16 protein-coding genes are annotated in these 16,372 nt (G+C 66.7%); 1 reads left to right on the top strand and 15 read right to left on the bottom strand.

Features of this window, described 5'->3' with window-relative positions; translation table 11 throughout:
* From AC1DYD_RS34490 to AC1DYD_RS34515, 6 genes are all read right to left on the bottom strand, one after another.
* Nucleotides 1-298, bottom strand: a 298-nt coding sequence (locus tag AC1DYD_RS34490) for a biotin/lipoyl-containing protein (RefSeq protein WP_478177234.1), incomplete at its 3' end; no start/stop codon positions are given.
* 13 nt (nt 299-311) lie between these two features.
* Nucleotides 312-2,984: a pyruvate dehydrogenase (acetyl-transferring), homodimeric type gene (gene aceE, locus AC1DYD_RS34495; protein WP_478177235.1), complete on the bottom strand. Its 2,673-nt coding sequence runs from the start codon at nt 2,982-2,984 to the stop codon at nt 312-314.
* 284 nt (nt 2,985-3,268) lie between these two features.
* Nucleotides 3,269-4,018, bottom strand: coding sequence for a Mut7-C RNAse domain-containing protein (locus tag AC1DYD_RS34500; RefSeq protein ID WP_478177236.1), 750 nt, complete (start codon nt 4,016-4,018; stop codon nt 3,269-3,271).
* 31 nt (nt 4,019-4,049) lie between these two features.
* Nucleotides 4,050-4,529 carry an aminoacyl-tRNA deacylase gene (locus AC1DYD_RS34505; RefSeq protein WP_478177237.1) on the bottom strand — a complete coding sequence of 160 codons (480 nt, stop codon included), beginning with the start codon at nt 4,527-4,529 and terminating at the stop codon, nt 4,050-4,052.
* Nucleotides 4,530-4,762: 233 nt separating this feature from the next.
* Complete coding sequence (locus AC1DYD_RS34510; protein WP_478177238.1) at nt 4,763-5,731, bottom strand: helix-turn-helix domain-containing protein; 969 nt, start codon at nt 5,729-5,731, stop codon at nt 4,763-4,765.
* Nucleotides 5,732-5,968: 237 nt separating this feature from the next.
* Nucleotides 5,969-7,420 carry a catalase gene (locus AC1DYD_RS34515; RefSeq protein ID WP_478177239.1) on the bottom strand — a complete coding sequence of 484 codons (1,452 nt, stop codon included), beginning with the start codon at nt 7,418-7,420 and terminating at the stop codon, nt 5,969-5,971.
* 209 nt (nt 7,421-7,629) lie between these two features.
* Here AC1DYD_RS34515 and AC1DYD_RS34520 point away from each other — a divergent pair, with 209 nt between their 5' ends.
* Nucleotides 7,630-8,334 (top strand): YoaK family protein, encoded by a 705-nt coding sequence (locus AC1DYD_RS34520; RefSeq protein WP_478177240.1) that lies wholly within the window; start codon nt 7,630-7,632, stop codon nt 8,332-8,334.
* Nucleotides 8,335-8,347: 13 nt separating this feature from the next.
* Here the strand turns inward: AC1DYD_RS34520 and AC1DYD_RS34525 are convergent, their stop codons facing one another.
* The 9 genes from AC1DYD_RS34525 to AC1DYD_RS34565 all read right to left on the bottom strand — a co-directional run bounded on the left by AC1DYD_RS34525 (nt 8,348) and on the right by AC1DYD_RS34565 (nt 16,370).
* On the bottom strand, nt 8,348-8,962 hold the full coding sequence (locus AC1DYD_RS34525; RefSeq protein ID WP_478177241.1) for an antibiotic biosynthesis monooxygenase: 615 nt from the start codon (nt 8,960-8,962) through the stop codon (nt 8,348-8,350).
* Between the two features lie 12 nt (nt 8,963-8,974).
* Entirely contained in the window at nt 8,975-9,283 is a 309-nt protein-coding gene (locus AC1DYD_RS34530; protein WP_478177242.1) for a GNAT family N-acetyltransferase, read from the bottom strand.
* A gap of 6 nt (nt 9,284-9,289) precedes the next feature.
* Nucleotides 9,290-9,958 carry an AraC family transcriptional regulator gene (locus tag AC1DYD_RS34535; protein ID WP_478177243.1) on the bottom strand — a complete coding sequence of 223 codons (669 nt, stop codon included), beginning with the start codon at nt 9,956-9,958 and terminating at the stop codon, nt 9,290-9,292.
* A 40-nt stretch (nt 9,959-9,998) separates the two neighbouring features.
* Entirely contained in the window at nt 9,999-10,820 is an 822-nt protein-coding gene (locus AC1DYD_RS34540; protein WP_478177244.1) for an alpha/beta fold hydrolase, read from the bottom strand.
* 54 nt (nt 10,821-10,874) lie between these two features.
* A complete protein-coding gene (locus tag AC1DYD_RS34545) occupies nt 10,875-11,393 on the bottom strand; it encodes a Dps family protein (RefSeq protein ID WP_478177245.1) in 519 nt (172 codons plus the stop codon).
* Nucleotides 11,394-11,836: 443 nt separating this feature from the next.
* Entirely contained in the window at nt 11,837-13,009 is a 1,173-nt protein-coding gene (locus AC1DYD_RS34550; protein WP_478177246.1) for an acyl-CoA dehydrogenase family protein, read from the bottom strand.
* Nucleotides 13,010-13,099: 90 nt separating this feature from the next.
* Nucleotides 13,100-13,480, bottom strand: a complete 381-nt coding sequence (locus tag AC1DYD_RS34555) for a VOC family protein (RefSeq protein ID WP_478177247.1) — start codon at nt 13,478-13,480, stop codon at nt 13,100-13,102.
* Nucleotides 13,477-14,235: an SDR family NAD(P)-dependent oxidoreductase gene (locus tag AC1DYD_RS34560; RefSeq protein ID WP_478177248.1), complete on the bottom strand. Its 759-nt coding sequence runs from the start codon at nt 14,233-14,235 to the stop codon at nt 13,477-13,479. The genes AC1DYD_RS34555 and AC1DYD_RS34560 overlap by 4 nt, the downstream gene beginning before the upstream one ends.
* Nucleotides 14,232-16,370 (bottom strand): acetate--CoA ligase family protein, encoded by a 2,139-nt coding sequence (locus AC1DYD_RS34565; protein ID WP_478177249.1) that lies wholly within the window; start codon nt 16,368-16,370, stop codon nt 14,232-14,234. The genes AC1DYD_RS34560 and AC1DYD_RS34565 overlap by 4 nt, the downstream gene beginning before the upstream one ends.
* Nucleotides 16,371-16,372 lie beyond the last annotated feature (2 nt).

Genomic DNA, 16,372 nt, shown 5'->3' on the forward strand with positions numbered 1-16,372 from the left:
CAGCAGCGGTCGCCGCAGGCGCATCGCCGGTCGCCGCCGACGCAGCAGCAGCACTGCCCTCGGCCTTGAAGGTCATGATCACGCTGCCTTCGCTGACCTTGTCCCCCAGCTTCACGGCAATGGACTCGACCACGCCGCCGCGCGGCGCGGGCACGTCCATCGTGGCCTTGTCGGATTCGAGCGAGACCAGCGGGTCTTCGGCCTTCACCGTGTCGCCGACCTTCACGAAGATCTCGATGACCGGCACGTCGTTGAAGTCGCCGATGTCGGGAACCTTGATGTCGATTGCGTTGCTCATGTTCTGTCGTGCCTCAGACGGTCCAGGGGGCGGCGCGCTCGGCTTGGAGCCCGTACTTCTCGATGGCCTCGGCCACCACGGTGTGCCGGATGACGCCGTCGTCGGCCAGCGCCTTGAGCGCGGCCACGACCACGTGCCAGCGGTCGACCTCGAAGAAGCGGCGCAGCTTGCGGCGGTAGTCGCTGCGGCCGAAGCCGTCGGTGCCGAGCACCGTGTAGCGCCGGCCCGCGGCCTGCACGTACTCGCGCACCTGGTCGGCGTAGTTGCGCATGTAGTCGGTGGCCGCGATGACCGGGCCGTCGTGGCCGTCGAGGCATTGCTCGACATGGCTCCTGCGCGCCGGCTGGGTCGGGTGCAGCCGGCTCCAGCGCTCGGCGGCCATGCCGTCGCGGCGCAGTTCGTTGTAGCTGGTGGCGCTCCACACGTCGGCGACGATGCCGAAGTCGCTCTTGAGCAGCTCGGCCGCGAACATCACCTCGCGCAGGATGGTGCCGCTGCCCATGAGCTGCACGCGGAGGCCCTTCTTCGGCGTCTTGCCGCCGTCGCTGAGCTGGTAGAGCCCCTTGAGGATGCCCGCCTCGCTGCCCTCGGGCATGCCGGGGTGCGGGTAGTTCTCGTTCATGAGGGTGATGTAGTAGTAGACATCCTCCTGCTCGGCGTACATGCGGCGCATGCCGTCGCGCACGATGGCCACCACCTCGTAGGCGAAGGTCGGGTCGTACGAGATGCAGTTCGGAATGGTGCCGGCCAGGATGTGGCTGTGGCCGTCCTCGTGCTGCAGGCCTTCGCCGTTGAGCGTGGTGCGCCCCGCGGTGCCGCCGAGCAGGAAGCCGCGCGCACGCATGTCGCCGGCCAGCCAGGCCAGGTCGCCCACGCGCTGCAGGCCGAACATCGAGTAGTAGATGTAGAACGGAATCATCGGCACGTTGTTCGTGCTGTACGAGGTGGCCGCGACGATCCAGCTGGACATCGCGCCGCCCTCGTTGATGCCTTCCTGCAGCACCTGCCCGTCCTTCGACTCGCGGTAGTACATGAGCTGGTCGGCGTCCTGCGGCTTGTAGAGCTGGCCGAGCGAGGACCAGATGCCCAGCTGGCGGAACATGCCTTCCATGCCGAAGGTGCGCGACTCGTCGGGCACGATGGGCACCACGTGCTTGCCGATGGCTTTGTCGCGCACCAGCGTGCCGAGCATCTGCACGAAGGCCATGGTGGTGGAGATCTCGCGCTCGCCGCTGTCCTTGAGCAGGCGCTCGAAGTTGGCCAAGGGCGGAATCTCGAGCGCGACCGACTTGCGCCGGCGCTGCGGCAGATAGCCGCCGAGCGCGGCGCGGCGCTCGCGCAGGTACTTCATCTCCGGGCTGTCTTCGGCGAGCTGGATGAAGGGCACCTTGGGCAGGTCTTCATCGGACACCGGGATCTGGAAGCGGTCGCGGAAGCCGCGCAGCGCGTCCTGCGTCATCTTCTTGGCCTGGTGCGCGATCATCTGGCCCTCGCCCGATTCGCCCATGCCGTAGCCCTTCACCGTCTTGGGCAGGATCAGCGTGGGCTGGCCCTTGTGCTTGACGGCGGCGGCATAGGCGGCGAACACTTTCTCGGGGTCGTGGCCGCCGCGGGTCAGCGCCCAGATCTGCTCGTCGCTCATGTCGGCGACCAGGGCCTTCGTTTCTTCGTACTTGCCGAAGAAATGCTCTCGCACATAGGCGCCGCTCTTGCTCTTGAAGTCCTGGTACTCGCCGTCGACGCACTCTTCCATGCGCTGCAGCAGCTTGCCGCTCTTGTCCCTGGCCAGCAGCGCGTCCCAGCCGCTGCCCCAGAGCACCTTGATGACGTTCCAGCCGGCGCCGCGGAACACGCTCTCGAGTTCCTGCACGATCTTGCCGTTGCCGCGCACCGGACCGTCCAGGCGCTGCAGGTTGCAGTTGATGACGAACACGAGGTTGTCCAGGCTCTCGCGGCCCGCCAGCGAGATGGCGCCGAGCGATTCGGGCTCGTCCATTTCGCCGTCGCCCATGAAGGCCCAGACCTTGCGCGGCGCGGTGTCGGCGAGACCGCGGCCGTGCAGGTACTTCAGGAAGCGCGCCTGGTAGATCGCCATCAGCGGGCCAAGCCCCATCGAGACCGTGGGGAACTGCCAGAAGTCGGGCATGAGCCAGGGGTGCGGGTACGACGGGATGCCCTTGCCCTCGGCCTCCTGGCGGTAGTTGAGCAGTTGCTGCTCGCTCAGGCGGCCTTCGAGGAAAGCACGCGCGTAGATGCCGGGCGAGCTGTGGCCCTGGATGAAGAGCAGGTCACCACCGTGCGTGTCGGTGGCGGCATGCCAGAAGTGGCCGAAGCCGATGTCGTAGAGCGTGGCCGCCGACTGGAAGCTCGCGATGTGGCCACCGAGTTCGGACGAGTCCTTGTTGGCGCGCAGGATGATCGCCATCGCGTTCCAGCGGATGATCGAGCGCAGGCGGTGTTCGATCTCGCGGTTGCCGGGCGATTTTTCTTCCTTCTCGGGCGGGATCGTGTTCTTGTAGGCCGTGTTCAGCGAACGGGGCACGTACACGCCGTCGCGGCGGCCTTCGTCGACCAGGCGGTTCAACAGAAAGTTCGCGCGCTCGCTGCCCCGGTGCTGTTGGACCGCGCCCAGCGCGTCGACCCACTCGCCCGTTTCCGTGGGGTCAAGGTCACCCATGGTGCTCATCGCTTTGTCTCCAGTGTCATGGCCGGGACCCGCATCGGGCGACGCGGTCGGCCTGGGTACAGAGCAATCGATGTGCCACGCGGCGCGCGGCGCGGAAAGCGCTCTAAGTTGTTGATTTCATTGGGATGAGGCGAAATCGAGGCGAGCGCTCCGCCGCTGATCCGGATGCGGAGCGATGCGGCCGTCCGATTCACCGGACCGATGATTGGGGGCAAACCCTGAGGCGGCCAACGAGGCACCGCAGGCGGCGGTTGCGGCCGAAACGCTTGTATCCCGCTGCCGCCTCATCCTTGCGCTGGCGCCACCAACTCGTCCACCATGGCGCGCATCCGCTGCAAATGCGAGCCCTCCCAGAACACGCGCCGGCATGCATCGCAGGTGCTGAAACGCTGGTAGCGTTCGCGCACCATCGCCGGCAAGGTCGAGGCGACCAGCGACTTGTCGATCTCATGCAAGGGCGTGTTGCAGTCCAGGCATCGCGTGAACGGCCGCGCGCCGCGCGCAAGGTCGAGTCGATCGAAGACCTCGCGCAACTGTTGCGCAGACCGCAACGCATGCACGTAGCAGCCATGCGTGATGCCCCGGCGCTTGAGCAGCTCTCGATCTCTCGTCAGCACGATGCGTCCTTGCGCGCCAGCGATACGCTCGATCTCTTCGTCGCGAAAATGGTTGTCGTACAGCGTGTCGAACCCGGTCATGCGCAGCAGGTGCGCGAGGCCACCCAGGTGCGCGTCCGCGACGAAACGGGTCACGCGCAACGCACGCTCTCGAACGCGCAGCAGCGGCGTGACGTCGAGGGCTTCGAACTGCGGAAAGACGGCGACCCGGTCGCCGTCGTGCAGCAAGGTCTCGAAGCCGACCGACCCGCCGTTGACCAGCACCAGTTCGACCTCGGTATGCGGAACGCCGAGCGCCTCGATCATGTGCTTGGTGGTCGCCCTTCGCGCGCACCGGCAGGAGAACTCGCGCCCTCGCCGCTCCCGCGCGAGGAAGTCGTTCAGCTCCTCGTAGAACCGGAAGGTCGCCGTGACCATGACTGCCGGTCGGCGCGCCCGTCAGGGGCCTTCAGAGCTCCGGGGTCTTGGTGAAGCTCCCGTGCGGCTGGGCACGCATCAGCGCATGGAACTGCTCGTGCGACATCCGCAGCAGCCGCTCGTGATCGCCACCTTCCATGTAGACGACGTCGTTGGTTTCGAGTTCGTCGTCGACGATGGTCGGCAGCCCCCATGCCATTCCGACTGGCGGTATCGCGCCGGGGTCGCAGTCATCGAACAGCGCTGCAATCCGGGCCTCGCCGGCCAGCTTCAGCTTGTGGCGACCGACAAAGCGGGAGAACTCGCCGAGCATGACCATCTTGTCGGCGGGAACGACGGCCATCACGCAACCGTGTTCGTCCTCGAGGATGACCGATTTGGCCAGTTGACCCGGGCTCACGTTGGCGCAGCGGGCGGTCTCCAGGCTGCTATGGCTGTGTCCGTGCATGGAGACGTCATAGCGTGCGCCACGCTGGTCGAGATAGCTGGACAGATGGGAAGGAATGGACATGGCAATCCTCCTTGTGCGCAAATACGGCGGGGTCGCCGACCCGTCAGTTTGCTCCTGCCGGCGGAAGATCGCAAATTCGTCGTGTTCCAGGGACGCCACCCGCCCGGGAGTGCATGCATCGCACCTTGTGCGGTGCCGGACGCAGAGGGTTACGAGGCCGCTCCCGCGGTCCCGATAGCGCCAACCCGGTCGCGCGTTTTGGGCTTGAACAATGCGACGCTGATTTCTCCATTTCAGCTGCCGACCCGCACCCTTCGGCGCCAATTGCCAGGCGGCGTGCCCATGCTCTGGGTGAAGGCGCGCGTGAAGTGACTTTGGTCGGCAAAGCCGCAGGCTGCGGCGACGTCCGCGAGCGGGCACTCGAAGTCCATGAGGAGCGTGCGGGCACGCTCCAGCCGTTGGGCGATCAACCACTGGTGCGGCGTCTGGCCCGTGGTCTCGCGAAAGGCGTGGATGAAATAGCTGCGCGAAAGATTGCAGGCGCCCGCGATCTCGGTGATCGAAATGCCGCCGTCGATCTTGCTTCGCAGCATTTCCTTCGCCCGCGCCTCCTGCGAACGCGAAAGGATCCGATTCCTCCTCGCGTCCGCCATGGGCGCGCCACCGTACTTCTCGAGGAGGTAGGTCCCCATCGCGACGCTCATCTGGTCGACGAACAGCATGCTTGTCTCGGCAGGCCGGTCGAGCGCCGGCGTCAGCGCCAAGGCGAGATTGCCGAGCACCTCGTCCTTGACACCGGTGACGCGTGCAAGCCCGCTGACCCGGGCGCCGTCCCTGTCCTCGATCGCGCGCTCGATCGCGGCATGCGAGATCTCGAGCAGCACGAAGTCGAAGGAGGACTTCATGTCGGCGCGATAGCGATCGCTGAAGTCACGGATGTAGATGGCGCCCCTGTCGAACTCATGGCATGACGCATGGTGCTCATGAATGATCCGCCTCCGGTGGCCGTCTCGCAGCGAAATTCCGACGAGCACGCCGCGGCCGGTGGCCGGCGTCTCCACGTAGTCGAGCTGCGTGCCCTCGGTCGTCTTGCGGTAGACCCTGACGCCGCCGGCCGAGAGCTCCTGGTCCTTGTGGAGATGCGTGGACGTGCAACCCAGCGTGTCCTTCGGTCCGACCGAAAGATCGGGCAGGGACGATGAGGCTTTCGCTGCCTGGGGAGAGCTTCCTCTCGTCCCGAAAGAGCTGGTTTCAGCGTGCATGGCCTGATAGAACAACAGTTGAAGACAGAAGGCCCTATTGGCCGCCCAGCGCCGAACTTCGGATAGAAGCCAAGCCCGATTCTTTGAACGAACGTGGCGTCGGCCGCATCGCGTGCAACGCACGTGCGCCAGGAGTCAAAGGCTCAGCACAAATCGTACCCGTGACTTTCGCGTTCATTCAATCTTGACCGGAATCATCGTCGCCCCATCGCGGGCCCGATGCCCGCCCACGGGCCCCTAGACCTGGATTCCAAGCTGCGCCGCCACGCCTTTTCCAAGCGAGACGTCGATCAGCCGGAAGTGCGCGATCTGGCGCCGCTGAATGGCCTCGGGGACCACCGCGGCCATCGACGCCGCGATGTTCTCGATCAGCCGCTGCCTCTGGCCGCTGTCCATGCGGCGGTACAAGGCAGCTGCCTGCGCATGGTCGCCGAGTCCCTGGCGATCGTCGAAGCGCATGGCGTCGCCGCTCAGCGGCAGCGCCGGCTCCGCGAGCTGGCGGTCGGGACGCGGTCCCCCGAACGAGTTGGGCTCGTAATAGGCGTCGGTCCGGGGTGGCACATTCAGACGCATGGCGCCATCCGCATGGTAGGTGTGCACGGGGGACCTCGGACGGTTCACGGGCAGCGCCTCGTGGTGCGTGCCGACCCGGTAGCGCTGCGCATCGGCATAGGCGAGCAGCCGCCCCTGCAGCAGCTTGTCGGGTGAAAAGCAGATGCCGGGCACGATGTTGGCCGGATTGAAGGTCGCCTGCTCCACCTGTGCGAAGTAGTTGTCGGGATTGGCATCGAGTTCGAGTGTCCCGAGTTCCATCGGCGGAAATTCCTGCTGCGGCCAGACTTTGGTCGCGTCGAACGGGTTGAATGGCATCCCGGCCGCCTGCGCTTCGCGCATCACCTGCACCTGCAGCGACCAGCGCGGATGCTCGCCGCGCTCGATCGCTTCGAACAGGTCGCGCTGCGCGCTTTCCCGATCGTCGGCGATCACCTCGCGGGACTCGGCGTTCGTCAGGCAGCGGATGCCCTGCTGCGTCTTGAAATGGAACTTCGCCCACACCCGTTCGTTGGCCGCGTTGATAAGCCCGAAGGCATGCGTGCCGTAGCCATGCATATGGCGGAAGCCCGCCGGCAGGCCGCGGTCGGAGAACAGCATGACGATCTGGTGCAGGCTTTCCGGCGACAGCGACCAGAAGTCCCAGATCGCCGTGGGCGAGCGCAAGTGGCTCACCGGATGGCGCTTCATGGCTCGGACCAGATCGGGAAACTTCTGCGGGTCGCGGATACAGGCCACCGGCAGGTGGCTGCCGACGAGGTCCCAGTTGCCCTCTTCCGTATAGGCCTTGAGGGCGAAGCCGCGCACATCGCGCTCCGCGTCGGCGCAGCCGCGCTCGCCCGTCAGCCCGGAGAAGCGGACCAGGACCGGTGTGCACTGGCCGGGTTGAAGAACCCGGGCCCTGGTGCGGCGCGAGAGATCGCCCGTGATGCGGAGGGTGCCGAAGGCGGCAGCGCCCTTGGCATGGAGCACCCGCTCCGGGATGCGCTCGCGCGCCAGGTACGCCAGTTTCTCGACCATCTGGTAGTCCTGGATCAGGATCGGTCCGCGAGGGCCGGCCGTGATCGAGTGCTGACTGTCCGCAACGGGCGCGCCGCCTGTCGTGGTCAGCGTCGGCGGCCTGCTTTCTCTTGCCATGGGGGATCTCTCGGTTCGACTATCTCGCCGAATATTTAACCCACCCTCACCCACCTGTCTTGAACAAGAGTCGCCCGGCTTGAACGCCGGGCCACGCCAGCGCCCGAATGTGCAAAGCGTCAGTCAACCCGACAAGACGGCGAGTGCGCCGAAGGCGCACCATGGCGCCCTGCGCACAGAAGCGCTCCCCCATCCATGAAGGCCTCCGCATGAAACCGTCCCTTCCCTTGCTCATGAGCCTCAACGGGGGCTTCGTGGATACCGCCGGATTCCTGGCGCTCCAGGGCCTGTTCACCGCCCACGTCACCGGGAACTTCGTGACCTTCGGCGCGGCGCTGGTGCACGGCACCTCGGGGGCACTGACCAAGCTCCTGGCATTGCCTGTGTTCTGTGTCGTCGTCGTCCTGACACGCTGGCTGAGCTACAAGCTGCCCGACTTCGGCCTGCCGGTCCTGCGCACGATGCTGGTCCTCAAGACGCTGCTGCTCGCCGCGGGCGCGGCGATCGCCGTGCGCTTCGGCCCTTTCAGCGACGGCGACAGCGGGCTCGCCATGCTCACGGGCATGGCGCTGGTGTCGGCGATGGCCATCCAGAACGCCGCGCACCGGATTCATCTGGCAAGCGCCCCGCCGACCACCCTCATGACCGGCACGACCACCCAGATCATGATCGACCTGGCCGACCTGCTGCGAGGCCTTCCCGCGCAGGACGCCGTCGCCGCACGCGCCCGCCTGCTGCGCATGTCGGGCAGCGTCGCGGTCTTCGCGGCAGGCTGCGCGGCTGCCGCGCTCAGCTTCACCTGGGTGAACATCTGGTGCTTCGTGATTCCACCGGTGCTGGCCGCCTGCGCCGTCGCGCTTCAACACCGCACGCGCGAGGGCGAAGCGGCAGCGCCGGTCGTCGTTGGCCGCTGAGGGGCAAGGCGCACTACCCGTAGAGCCATCGGGACATCAGCCGCGTGTACCTCGGCATGATGACGTACACCATCAAGGCAACGATCGCGGCCGATGCGATGAAGTGCTCGGTGAAATAGTTCGACCCCGGGAGCACAAGATCGAACAGCCGGCCCAACATGGCCGGGACCAGCATGGTCAGCGGGTAGATCACCGACAGCGTCAGCAGGAATTGCTTGTAGCGCCTGGCCGGCTTCTGCCCCGCCGGCGGCCTGAACCAGAACTCGAGGCCACTGCGCGTTTCCACCGTTTCGTCGGCCTCCAGGAATGCGGCAGCTTCGTCGACCAGCTGCCGCCGCGCGGCGGAGCCGAACCAGTCCTGTGCATGTTCCAGCGAATCGAATCGAATGGTGATCGTGTACTGCAGGGTCCCTGCTGCCGGGTGGATGACATTGACGCCGCGATGGCCGGGGAATCGGGCGGCGATCGGCATCACTTTCTTCAGCCATTGCTCGTACTGCGCCACGGCTTCCGGCTTGACGGTCTGCCGGATGACGGCGGTGACGGTGTCCGGCCGGGGCGGCTCGCGACCGATGATCTCGTCCAGCGTCGCAGTCCGCAATTCGGGGTGACGATCCTCCGCGGCCATGGACGGCTCCCTTCAAAGGCCGAGCAGGGCACGGCCCTCATCGGCCAGGAGGTCATGGGTCTCGGGATGGCTCCGCATGTAGGCAGCAAAAACGGGGCACTGCGGAATGACTCGCAGGCCGCGATCGCGCGCGGAGCCCAACCCGGCCAGCACCAGTTGCGTCGCGATGCCCTGGCCGCGCAGCGCATCCGGGACGATGGTGTGGAGAAAGGTGATGACCTTGTCCGTCAATGCGTAGACGGCCACCGCAACTTCGCCCTGGGACTCGGCCTCGAAACGATGCTTCGAAGGATTGTCGCGGACGGAAATGGAAGATGTCATGGTTCTTCAGTGCAGATGCAGTCGTCGCCAGGCGGCCTGCGGCGACGTCACGGGATCGAAGGCAAGCCGATGGCATGAAGGTGCCGAAGCCTCGGTCACCGGCACATCGGTCTCGGTATTCTTGCCGAATCGGCGCACCAGGTGGGCACAGATCGCCAGGGCCAGGTGCTCGAGCATGGTCGAGTTGGCGAATCGCGGGTTGTCCAGCAAGGGCAGCACCGCCGCGCCCAGATGTCCCAGCACCGGATCGACCAGACCCGGCAGGCACGAAAGCGCGCTGACACGGGCGGTGCCGGCGGCGTCCGCCACCGCATCCACCAGCGCATGCGGCACGTAGAACTTGAGCGCGTCCAGCGGGCTGCCGAGGTAGCTGGCCACCTCGTCGCGCAGATCGACGATGCTGATGGCGCCGCGCGAATAGCCCCGGACCACCGCGGGCCGGCCGCGCACCCAGAGCTCGTGGTGGCGCATGCCAACGAGGTGCAGCGTCACGACGAACGCGTCCTCTGCCGGGATCTCCTGCTTCATGCCGAGCTGATCGAGCGTGCAGCGGATGCGCGTCGCCGCAAACGGTGCGCTCGACGTGCGGAGCATGACGAGCGCAGGCGCCGACGACAACTCGAAATAGCCTCCCAGCCGGTCGCCGTAAGCACCTTCGGGAAACGCAGGAGTCATCGCCGCGCCTGGCATGCATGCACCCCGCGAATCGCTAGGCCTAGGCCTGGATGAACGCCAGCAGGTCGGCGTTCACCTGGTCCTTGTGCGTGAAACAGGTGGCATGCGGCGCGCCGGGATAGACCTTGAACTGGCTGCCCGGAATCATCTCGGCTGCGAGCTTGCCCGTGGCGGCGATCGGGACCACCTGGTCGTCGTCGCCATGGATGACGAGCGTGGGCACGCCGATCTTCTTCATGTCCGGCCTGAAGTCGGTTTCGGAGAAGGCCGTCACGCAATCGATGGTGCCCTTGATCGAGGCCTGCAACGCAATCGCCAGCGTCTGCTTGAAGATGCCCGGCGAGACCTTGGCCCCCTCGCGGTTCGTGCCGTAGAAGAGCGTGCTGAAATCGTCCAGGAACTGCGGCCGGTCCGCGGCCAGGCCGGCACGGATGCCGTCGAAGACCGCCTTGTCGGGGCCTACCGGGTGATCGGGCGTCTTCATGAAGAGCGGCGTCACGGCGCTGATGAGGGCCAGCTTGGCAACGCGTGCCGCGCCCTTGCGCGCGATGTAGCGCACGATGTCGCCGCCGCCCATCGAGAAGCCCGCGAGCACGACGTTCTGCAGGTCCAGCTTTTCGATCAGTTCGGCGATGTCGTCAGCGAAGGTGTCGTAGTCGTAGCCTTCCCACGGCTGGCTCGAACGACCGAAGCCGCGGCGATCGAACGCAATGGCGCGGTAGCCGCGCTGCGCGAAGAACAGCATCTGGTACTCCCACATGTCCGCGCTGAGCGGCCAGCCGTGGCTGAAGAGGATCGGCTGGCCCGTTCCCCAGTCCTTGTAGTAGAGCTCGGTGCCATCGCGCAATGTGAGTGTGGTCATGGGTTCTCCTGGTGAAATGTTGCAGATAAGGTGGTTGGTTGATCGGTCCGGCAGTCAGCTCTCGCGCACGGATTCGAAGAGAAACCAGGTGCGGCGCTCGGCTTCGTCGATCCAGTTCTCCAGCACGCTCGCGCTGGCGACGTCGCCGTACTCGTCGCACAGCGTGTGCGTCGCGCGCATGAAGCCGGCCAGCCGCTGGTTGTCTTCGCGCAGCTCGGCCAGCATGCCGATCGGGGTCACGAAGTCAGCGTCGTTGTCCGACAGACGCTGCAGCCGCGAGGCATGGCCCGTCGACCGCAGGGTGGTCCCGCCGAGCTTGCGCACGCGTTCGGCGATGGGATCGATCGTGGCGAAGATCTGGTCGGCCTGCTCGTCCAGCAGCAGGTGGTAGTCGCGAAACGACGGACCCGACATGTGCCAGTGGAAGTTCTTCGTCTTGAAGTAGAGCGCGACGGTGTCCGCCAGCAGGACGTTCAGCCCCGCGGAGATGTCGCGCGTCGCGTCGGCGCCCAGATCGCTCGGGGTGTGGAGCGGCGCGAGGCGTCGTTTCTTGCTGGTCTTCGAATCAGCCATGTTTTTTCCTTCAAAGGTGGCAGGGATTGGCCGAACTCAACAGGTCTCTACCGGACGACGCACGGCGTCGATCGCCTGTGGTTGGGGTTCGGTGTGCATCCTCGTTTCGACGTGGATGCATGTCTTGTCGATTAATAAGGCTCTTTGGACATTTGGCGTCCCGATAGGCCACGGATGCCTCCAGCACGAGGGCAGTTCATTCGGCCGCAGGTCGAGGCCTCGCACGCCGCGGCGACGAGAAATGACCACGCGAAAGCCCGCAATCGCGCGCGACAATCGGCCAGCGAGACATCGCCGGCCAGGTGCTCCATCAGGAGGCCTTGGCGCGCCGCTCCTGCCAGGGTGCGAGCATCCCGTGCACATCGAGTACCGGCCCGCGCCATCCGGCGACCTGGGCTCGGGGGCCTAAAGAAGATCGCGGCCGCCGCAGGTGGCCTTGCAGGCTATCGCGCAACCGACCGTTCGCCGTTGCCGCCGTGCATGGTTCGTTTGGCAATGTTGAGCAGGTGCATCTGGCTCGTCCCCTCGTAGAGGCGGAACAGGCGCACATCGCGGAAGAAGCGCTCGGCGACGTTGCCGGCGATGTAGCCGCTGCCGCCGAAGACCTGCACGGCCCGGTCCGCGACACGGCCGCACATCTCGGAGGCGAACAGCTTGCACATGGACGCCTCCATCGTGACGTCGGCGCCGTCGTCTCGCTTGCGCGCCGTCTCGAGCACGAGCGCACGCGCGGCATGCACCTCCGTATTGCTCTCGGCGATCATCTGCTGCACCAGCTGGAAGTCGCCGATCGGCTGGCCGAACTGACGGCGCGTTCGCGCGTGCTTCGCCATTTCCTCGACGAGCCGGATCGCGGGACCGACGCACAGGGCGGCGAGGTTGATGCGCTGCTTGTTCAGGGTCTTCATGGCCGTACGGAATCCCTGCCCTTCGATGCCGCCAACGATCGCGGTGGCCGAAACCCTGACCCGCTCCAGGATGACCTCGCCCACCGGCGAGCCGTGCTGCCCGAGCTTGCGGTACGGCGCCGATGTCGACAAGCCGGGCGTGCCTCGCTCCACGAGGAAGGCGGTGATCCCGTTGGCACCCTTCGAATTTGGCTCCGTCCTGGCGAACACGGTGAACAGGTTCGCGATCGGTGCATTGGTGATGAAGCACTTCTTGCCGCTGATCACGAAGTCGCCGCCATCACGCACCGCCGTCGTCTTCTGCGCCGTCGCGTCGGACCCGGCTTCCGGTTCGGTCAGCGCGAAGCACCCGGTCAGCTCGCCGCTGGCGAGCCTGGGCAGGTAGTCCGCCTTCTGGCGGGGCGTGCCGTCGACCACGATGGATTCCGACGCGATGCCGGTATTGCCGCCGAAGCGCGCCCGGAACGTCGTCGCCGCTTGCGAGACTTCGATGTTGACGAGCGACAACTCCTCGGTGGTCAGCCCTGCGCCGCCATGGGCCTCCGGAATGCTGTGGCCGAACAGCCCGATCCCGCGCATGCGCTGCACCAGCGGCTCGGGGATTTCGTCATCGCGATCGACAGCCTCCTCGATGGGCAGGCACTCGGTGCGCACGAACTGCCGCACTTCGGCGAGCAAGGCGGCGAACTTCTCCGTGTTGCGGATCATCGCGCTATCCTTCGCCGCTGCAGCGCGAGGACGCACAGACACTCACGGATGCCTCGCGAGCGAGCAAGGCCTGCCACTGAGCCGTCGAACTCATTGCGCAGGCGCAACGGCGCGCTGGAACAACTGCACGACGTTTCCTTCGGGATCGCGCAGCGACAGGATTGCCCCATGCGACCCCATGTCGCGGATGCCGAGCACCTGGCCGCCCGCGCCGACGATGCGTTCCTGCGCCCCGGCGAAATCGTCCACCTCGAACACCATCACGATCCCGGACGTTGCCGGTGCCGCTTCCTCCTTGCACGCCAAGGCCACACTGGTATGGCCCACGCCGTACTGGATCCAGCGATCCTTGTCGCGGAACTTGAGTTGCAGTCCCAGCGCCGACGCGTAGAAGGAATGCAGTTCGGCCGGCCGCTGCGCGACCACGTAGACGTTCTGCAGGCGCTTCGGGGATGTGTCCGAACGGCTCACAGCGAGGTCTCCGATGCGCCGCCGTCGAGGCGAAGCACATCCGCGTTGATGAACCGTGAACCATCGCCGGCCAGGAAGCAGATCGCGTCGGCGATGTCCTCCACCGTGCCGAGCCGGCCGAGCGGCGTGCGCGCGATGCGCTTCGCATCGAGTTCCACGTTGCGGTGCTTCGCCGTGCCTTCGGTGGGGACCGCGCCGGGCGCCACGGCATTGACGCGAATGCCGCGCGCGCCCAGGTCGGCCGCCGCGGCGCGGGTGATCCCGAGCACGCCGGCTTTCAGGCCGCTATAGACCACGGACCGCGCCGGGGACTTGAAGGCCGCGATGGACGCCACGTTGACGATCGAGCCGCCGCGCTCAGGGTCCATCGCCTCGGCGGCGGCCTGGATGCCCCAAATCACCGACTTGAAGCCGATATCGACCATCCGGTCCATCACCTCGGGCGTGATCTCCGCCAGTGGCTGGTAGCGTACCCAGGCCGCGTTGTTGACCATCACGTCCAGCCGCCCCGCGTCCTGCGTGAAGCGCAGCACGGCCTCGCGCATGCCTTCGCGCGTGGAGACGTCCTGCGGCAGCGCGATGGCCTTGCCGCCCAGCCTGCGGATTTCCGCGACCGTGTCTTCCACGAACTCCTGCTTGAGGTCGTTGACGCCGACCGTGGCGTCCAGCTTCGCCATGGCGAGCGCGGTGGCGCGGCCGATGCCGTGGCCGGCGCCGCTGATGAAGGCGGCGCGGCCTTCGAGGGAGGGGTTCATGGCTTGGCTTTCGTTTCTGGCACCAGCAGTGCATCGAGCGCAAAGGCGCCCTGTCCCTGGTCCAGCACCACCAATGGGTTGATGTCGATCTCGGCGATGGCGTCCGCATGCCGCGCGGCGAACTGCGAAAGCGCGGCGACGGCGCATGCCGCGGCAGCCAGGTCCGCGCGCGGCCGGCCCCGTGCGCCGTCGAGCAGGGGAAAGGCCTTGAGCGAGCGCAGCATCTGCGTTGCCTGCTGCTCGGTCACAGGCGCCATTTGCAACGCGACGTCGCGCAACACCTCGGCGAATATCCCGCCCAGGCCGACCATCACGACCGGCCCGAAGACCGGGTCCTTCTTGGTGCCGAGGATCAGCTCGGTGCCGCCTTGCGCCATCTGCGCCACCAACACGCCGGTGATCCGGGCTCGCGGCGCCTTCAGCGCGACGCGCGCCAGCAGGCTGTCGTATTCATCGCGCAACTGCGCCTCGGAACCCACGCCGACCACGACGCCGCCCACCTCGGTCTTGTGCGCGATGTCGGGCGAGACGATCTTCAGCACCACCGGAAAACCGATCTCGCGCGCTGCGGCCAGCGCCTCGTCCCGGCTCCCCACCGTGACTTCCTTCAGAACGGGAACGCCCGCCTGGGCGAGCGCAGCCTTGGCACTCGCCTCGTTGGCGAAGGCATCGCGCGACAGCGCTTGCGAAGAAGGCCGACTTGCTTGCACCCTTGCCCGCACGCCCTGCGTGCCGAGCCGCACCAATGCCGCCAGCGTGGCGCACGCCGCGTCGATGGTTTCCACCGTCGGGAAGCCCATCTGGTTCAGTTGCGCCATCGTGTCGCGCGGCGCCTTGCAGCACAGCAGGACGAGCCGCGATGGATGCGACTTGCGCACTTGTTCCAGCGCGGCGAGGTAGACGTCGCGCAGCCTCGGCATCTGGAAGGCATAGGCCGACTGCAGGATCACCGCATCGCACGAAGCATCTTCCGCCACTGCGGACAGCACCTGCACCAGCAACTCCGGTCGGCTCGACACCTGGGCCGTCATGTCGACCGGATTGGCGGGCGATGCGTATGGCAGTGCCGAGAGAATCCGCTCCCGCGTGCGGGCGGAGAGCTTCGGCAGGTCCAGGCCCTGGGCGCTGGCTGCATCGGCCATCAGCACGCCGAAGCCGCCCGAGGCCGTGACCAGCGCGGCGCGATTGCCCTTCGGCGCGCGCTCCGGTCCGACCACGGAGATCGCATGACCGACGTCCAGCAGTTGCTCGATGCTCGGCACCCGGATGGCGCCGGCATTGCGCAGCACGACGTCGAACACGGCGTCCGACCCGGCCAGTGCGCCGGTGTGCGATGCGGCCGCTTCGCTGCCCGCCGAAGACACGCCGACCTTGAGCACGACGATGGGCTTGCCCGCTTCGTGCGCCATCGCCATGGCCCGCACCAGCTTGCCCGCGTCGCGGCACGTTTCCATGCAGCACAGGATCACCGAAGTGGCCGGGTCGCTGGCCAGCGAGGCGATGCCGTCCGCGATGTCCACGTCGCATTCATTGCCTGTGGTGAGCAGGCGGCTGATGCCGACGCCCCGCTCGACGGCGAGCCGCATCGTGTAGCTGCCGAGGTTGCCGCTCTGCGACACGATGCCGACATGGCCCGCCGTGGGGAATGCAGACTCCAGCGCCACCGAGAAAGTGGCAATGCTCCTGTCCGCGACGCCGATGGAGCCGAGGCAATTGGGCCCCACGACGCGCATGCCCGATGCCCTCGCCACCTTGCCGATCTCTGCCTGCAGGCGGCTGCCCGCCTCGCCCATCTCCGAGAAACCCGAGGAGAGGATCACCGCCGCGCGCACACCGCGGGCGGCGCAGTCCTTGATCGCCTCCAACACGCCTTCGGGCGGAACGGCCATGACCGCCAGCTCAGGGGTCTGCGGCAGATCCGCCAGGTTCGCATAGGCCTGGAGCGACTGCACCATGCCGCCCTTGCGGTTGATCGGATAGATCGCGCCGCGATAGCCGTATTTCTGCAGGAACTGCAGTGGCCGGCCGCCGATCTTGGTCACGTCGTCCGAGGCACCGAAGATCGCGATCGAGCGCGGCTGGAACAGTGCGTCCAGGCCCCTGCCGACTTCCACCACTCTCACCACGTCTGCCATGG

Source organism: Variovorax sp. P4_B11, from assembly GCF_056402355.1.

Coding starts and splice junctions, on each gene's coding strand:
- aceE (WP_478177235.1), bottom strand. CDS start 2,984: ATGAGCACCATGGGTGACCTTGACCCCACGGAAACGGGCGAGTGGGTC.
- AC1DYD_RS34500 (WP_478177236.1), bottom strand. CDS start 4,018: ATGGTCACGGCGACCTTCCGGTTCTACGAGGAGCTGAACGACTTCCTC.
- AC1DYD_RS34505 (WP_478177237.1), bottom strand. CDS start 4,529: ATGTCCATTCCTTCCCATCTGTCCAGCTATCTCGACCAGCGTGGCGCA.
- AC1DYD_RS34510 (WP_478177238.1), bottom strand. CDS start 5,731: ATGCACGCTGAAACCAGCTCTTTCGGGACGAGAGGAAGCTCTCCCCAG.
- AC1DYD_RS34515 (WP_478177239.1), bottom strand. CDS start 7,420: ATGGCAAGAGAAAGCAGGCCGCCGACGCTGACCACGACAGGCGGCGCG.
- AC1DYD_RS34520 (WP_478177240.1), top strand. CDS start 7,630: ATGAAACCGTCCCTTCCCTTGCTCATGAGCCTCAACGGGGGCTTCGTG.
- AC1DYD_RS34525 (WP_478177241.1), bottom strand. CDS start 8,962: ATGGCCGCGGAGGATCGTCACCCCGAATTGCGGACTGCGACGCTGGAC.
- AC1DYD_RS34530 (WP_478177242.1), bottom strand. CDS start 9,283: ATGACATCTTCCATTTCCGTCCGCGACAATCCTTCGAAGCATCGTTTC.
- AC1DYD_RS34535 (WP_478177243.1), bottom strand. CDS start 9,958: ATGACTCCTGCGTTTCCCGAAGGTGCTTACGGCGACCGGCTGGGAGGC.
- AC1DYD_RS34540 (WP_478177244.1), bottom strand. CDS start 10,820: ATGACCACACTCACATTGCGCGATGGCACCGAGCTCTACTACAAGGAC.
- AC1DYD_RS34545 (WP_478177245.1), bottom strand. CDS start 11,393: ATGGCTGATTCGAAGACCAGCAAGAAACGACGCCTCGCGCCGCTCCAC.
- AC1DYD_RS34550 (WP_478177246.1), bottom strand. CDS start 13,009: ATGATCCGCAACACGGAGAAGTTCGCCGCCTTGCTCGCCGAAGTGCGG.
- AC1DYD_RS34560 (WP_478177248.1), bottom strand. CDS start 14,235: ATGAACCCCTCCCTCGAAGGCCGCGCCGCCTTCATCAGCGGCGCCGGC.
- AC1DYD_RS34565 (WP_478177249.1), bottom strand. CDS start 16,370: ATGGCAGACGTGGTGAGAGTGGTGGAAGTCGGCAGGGGCCTGGACGCA.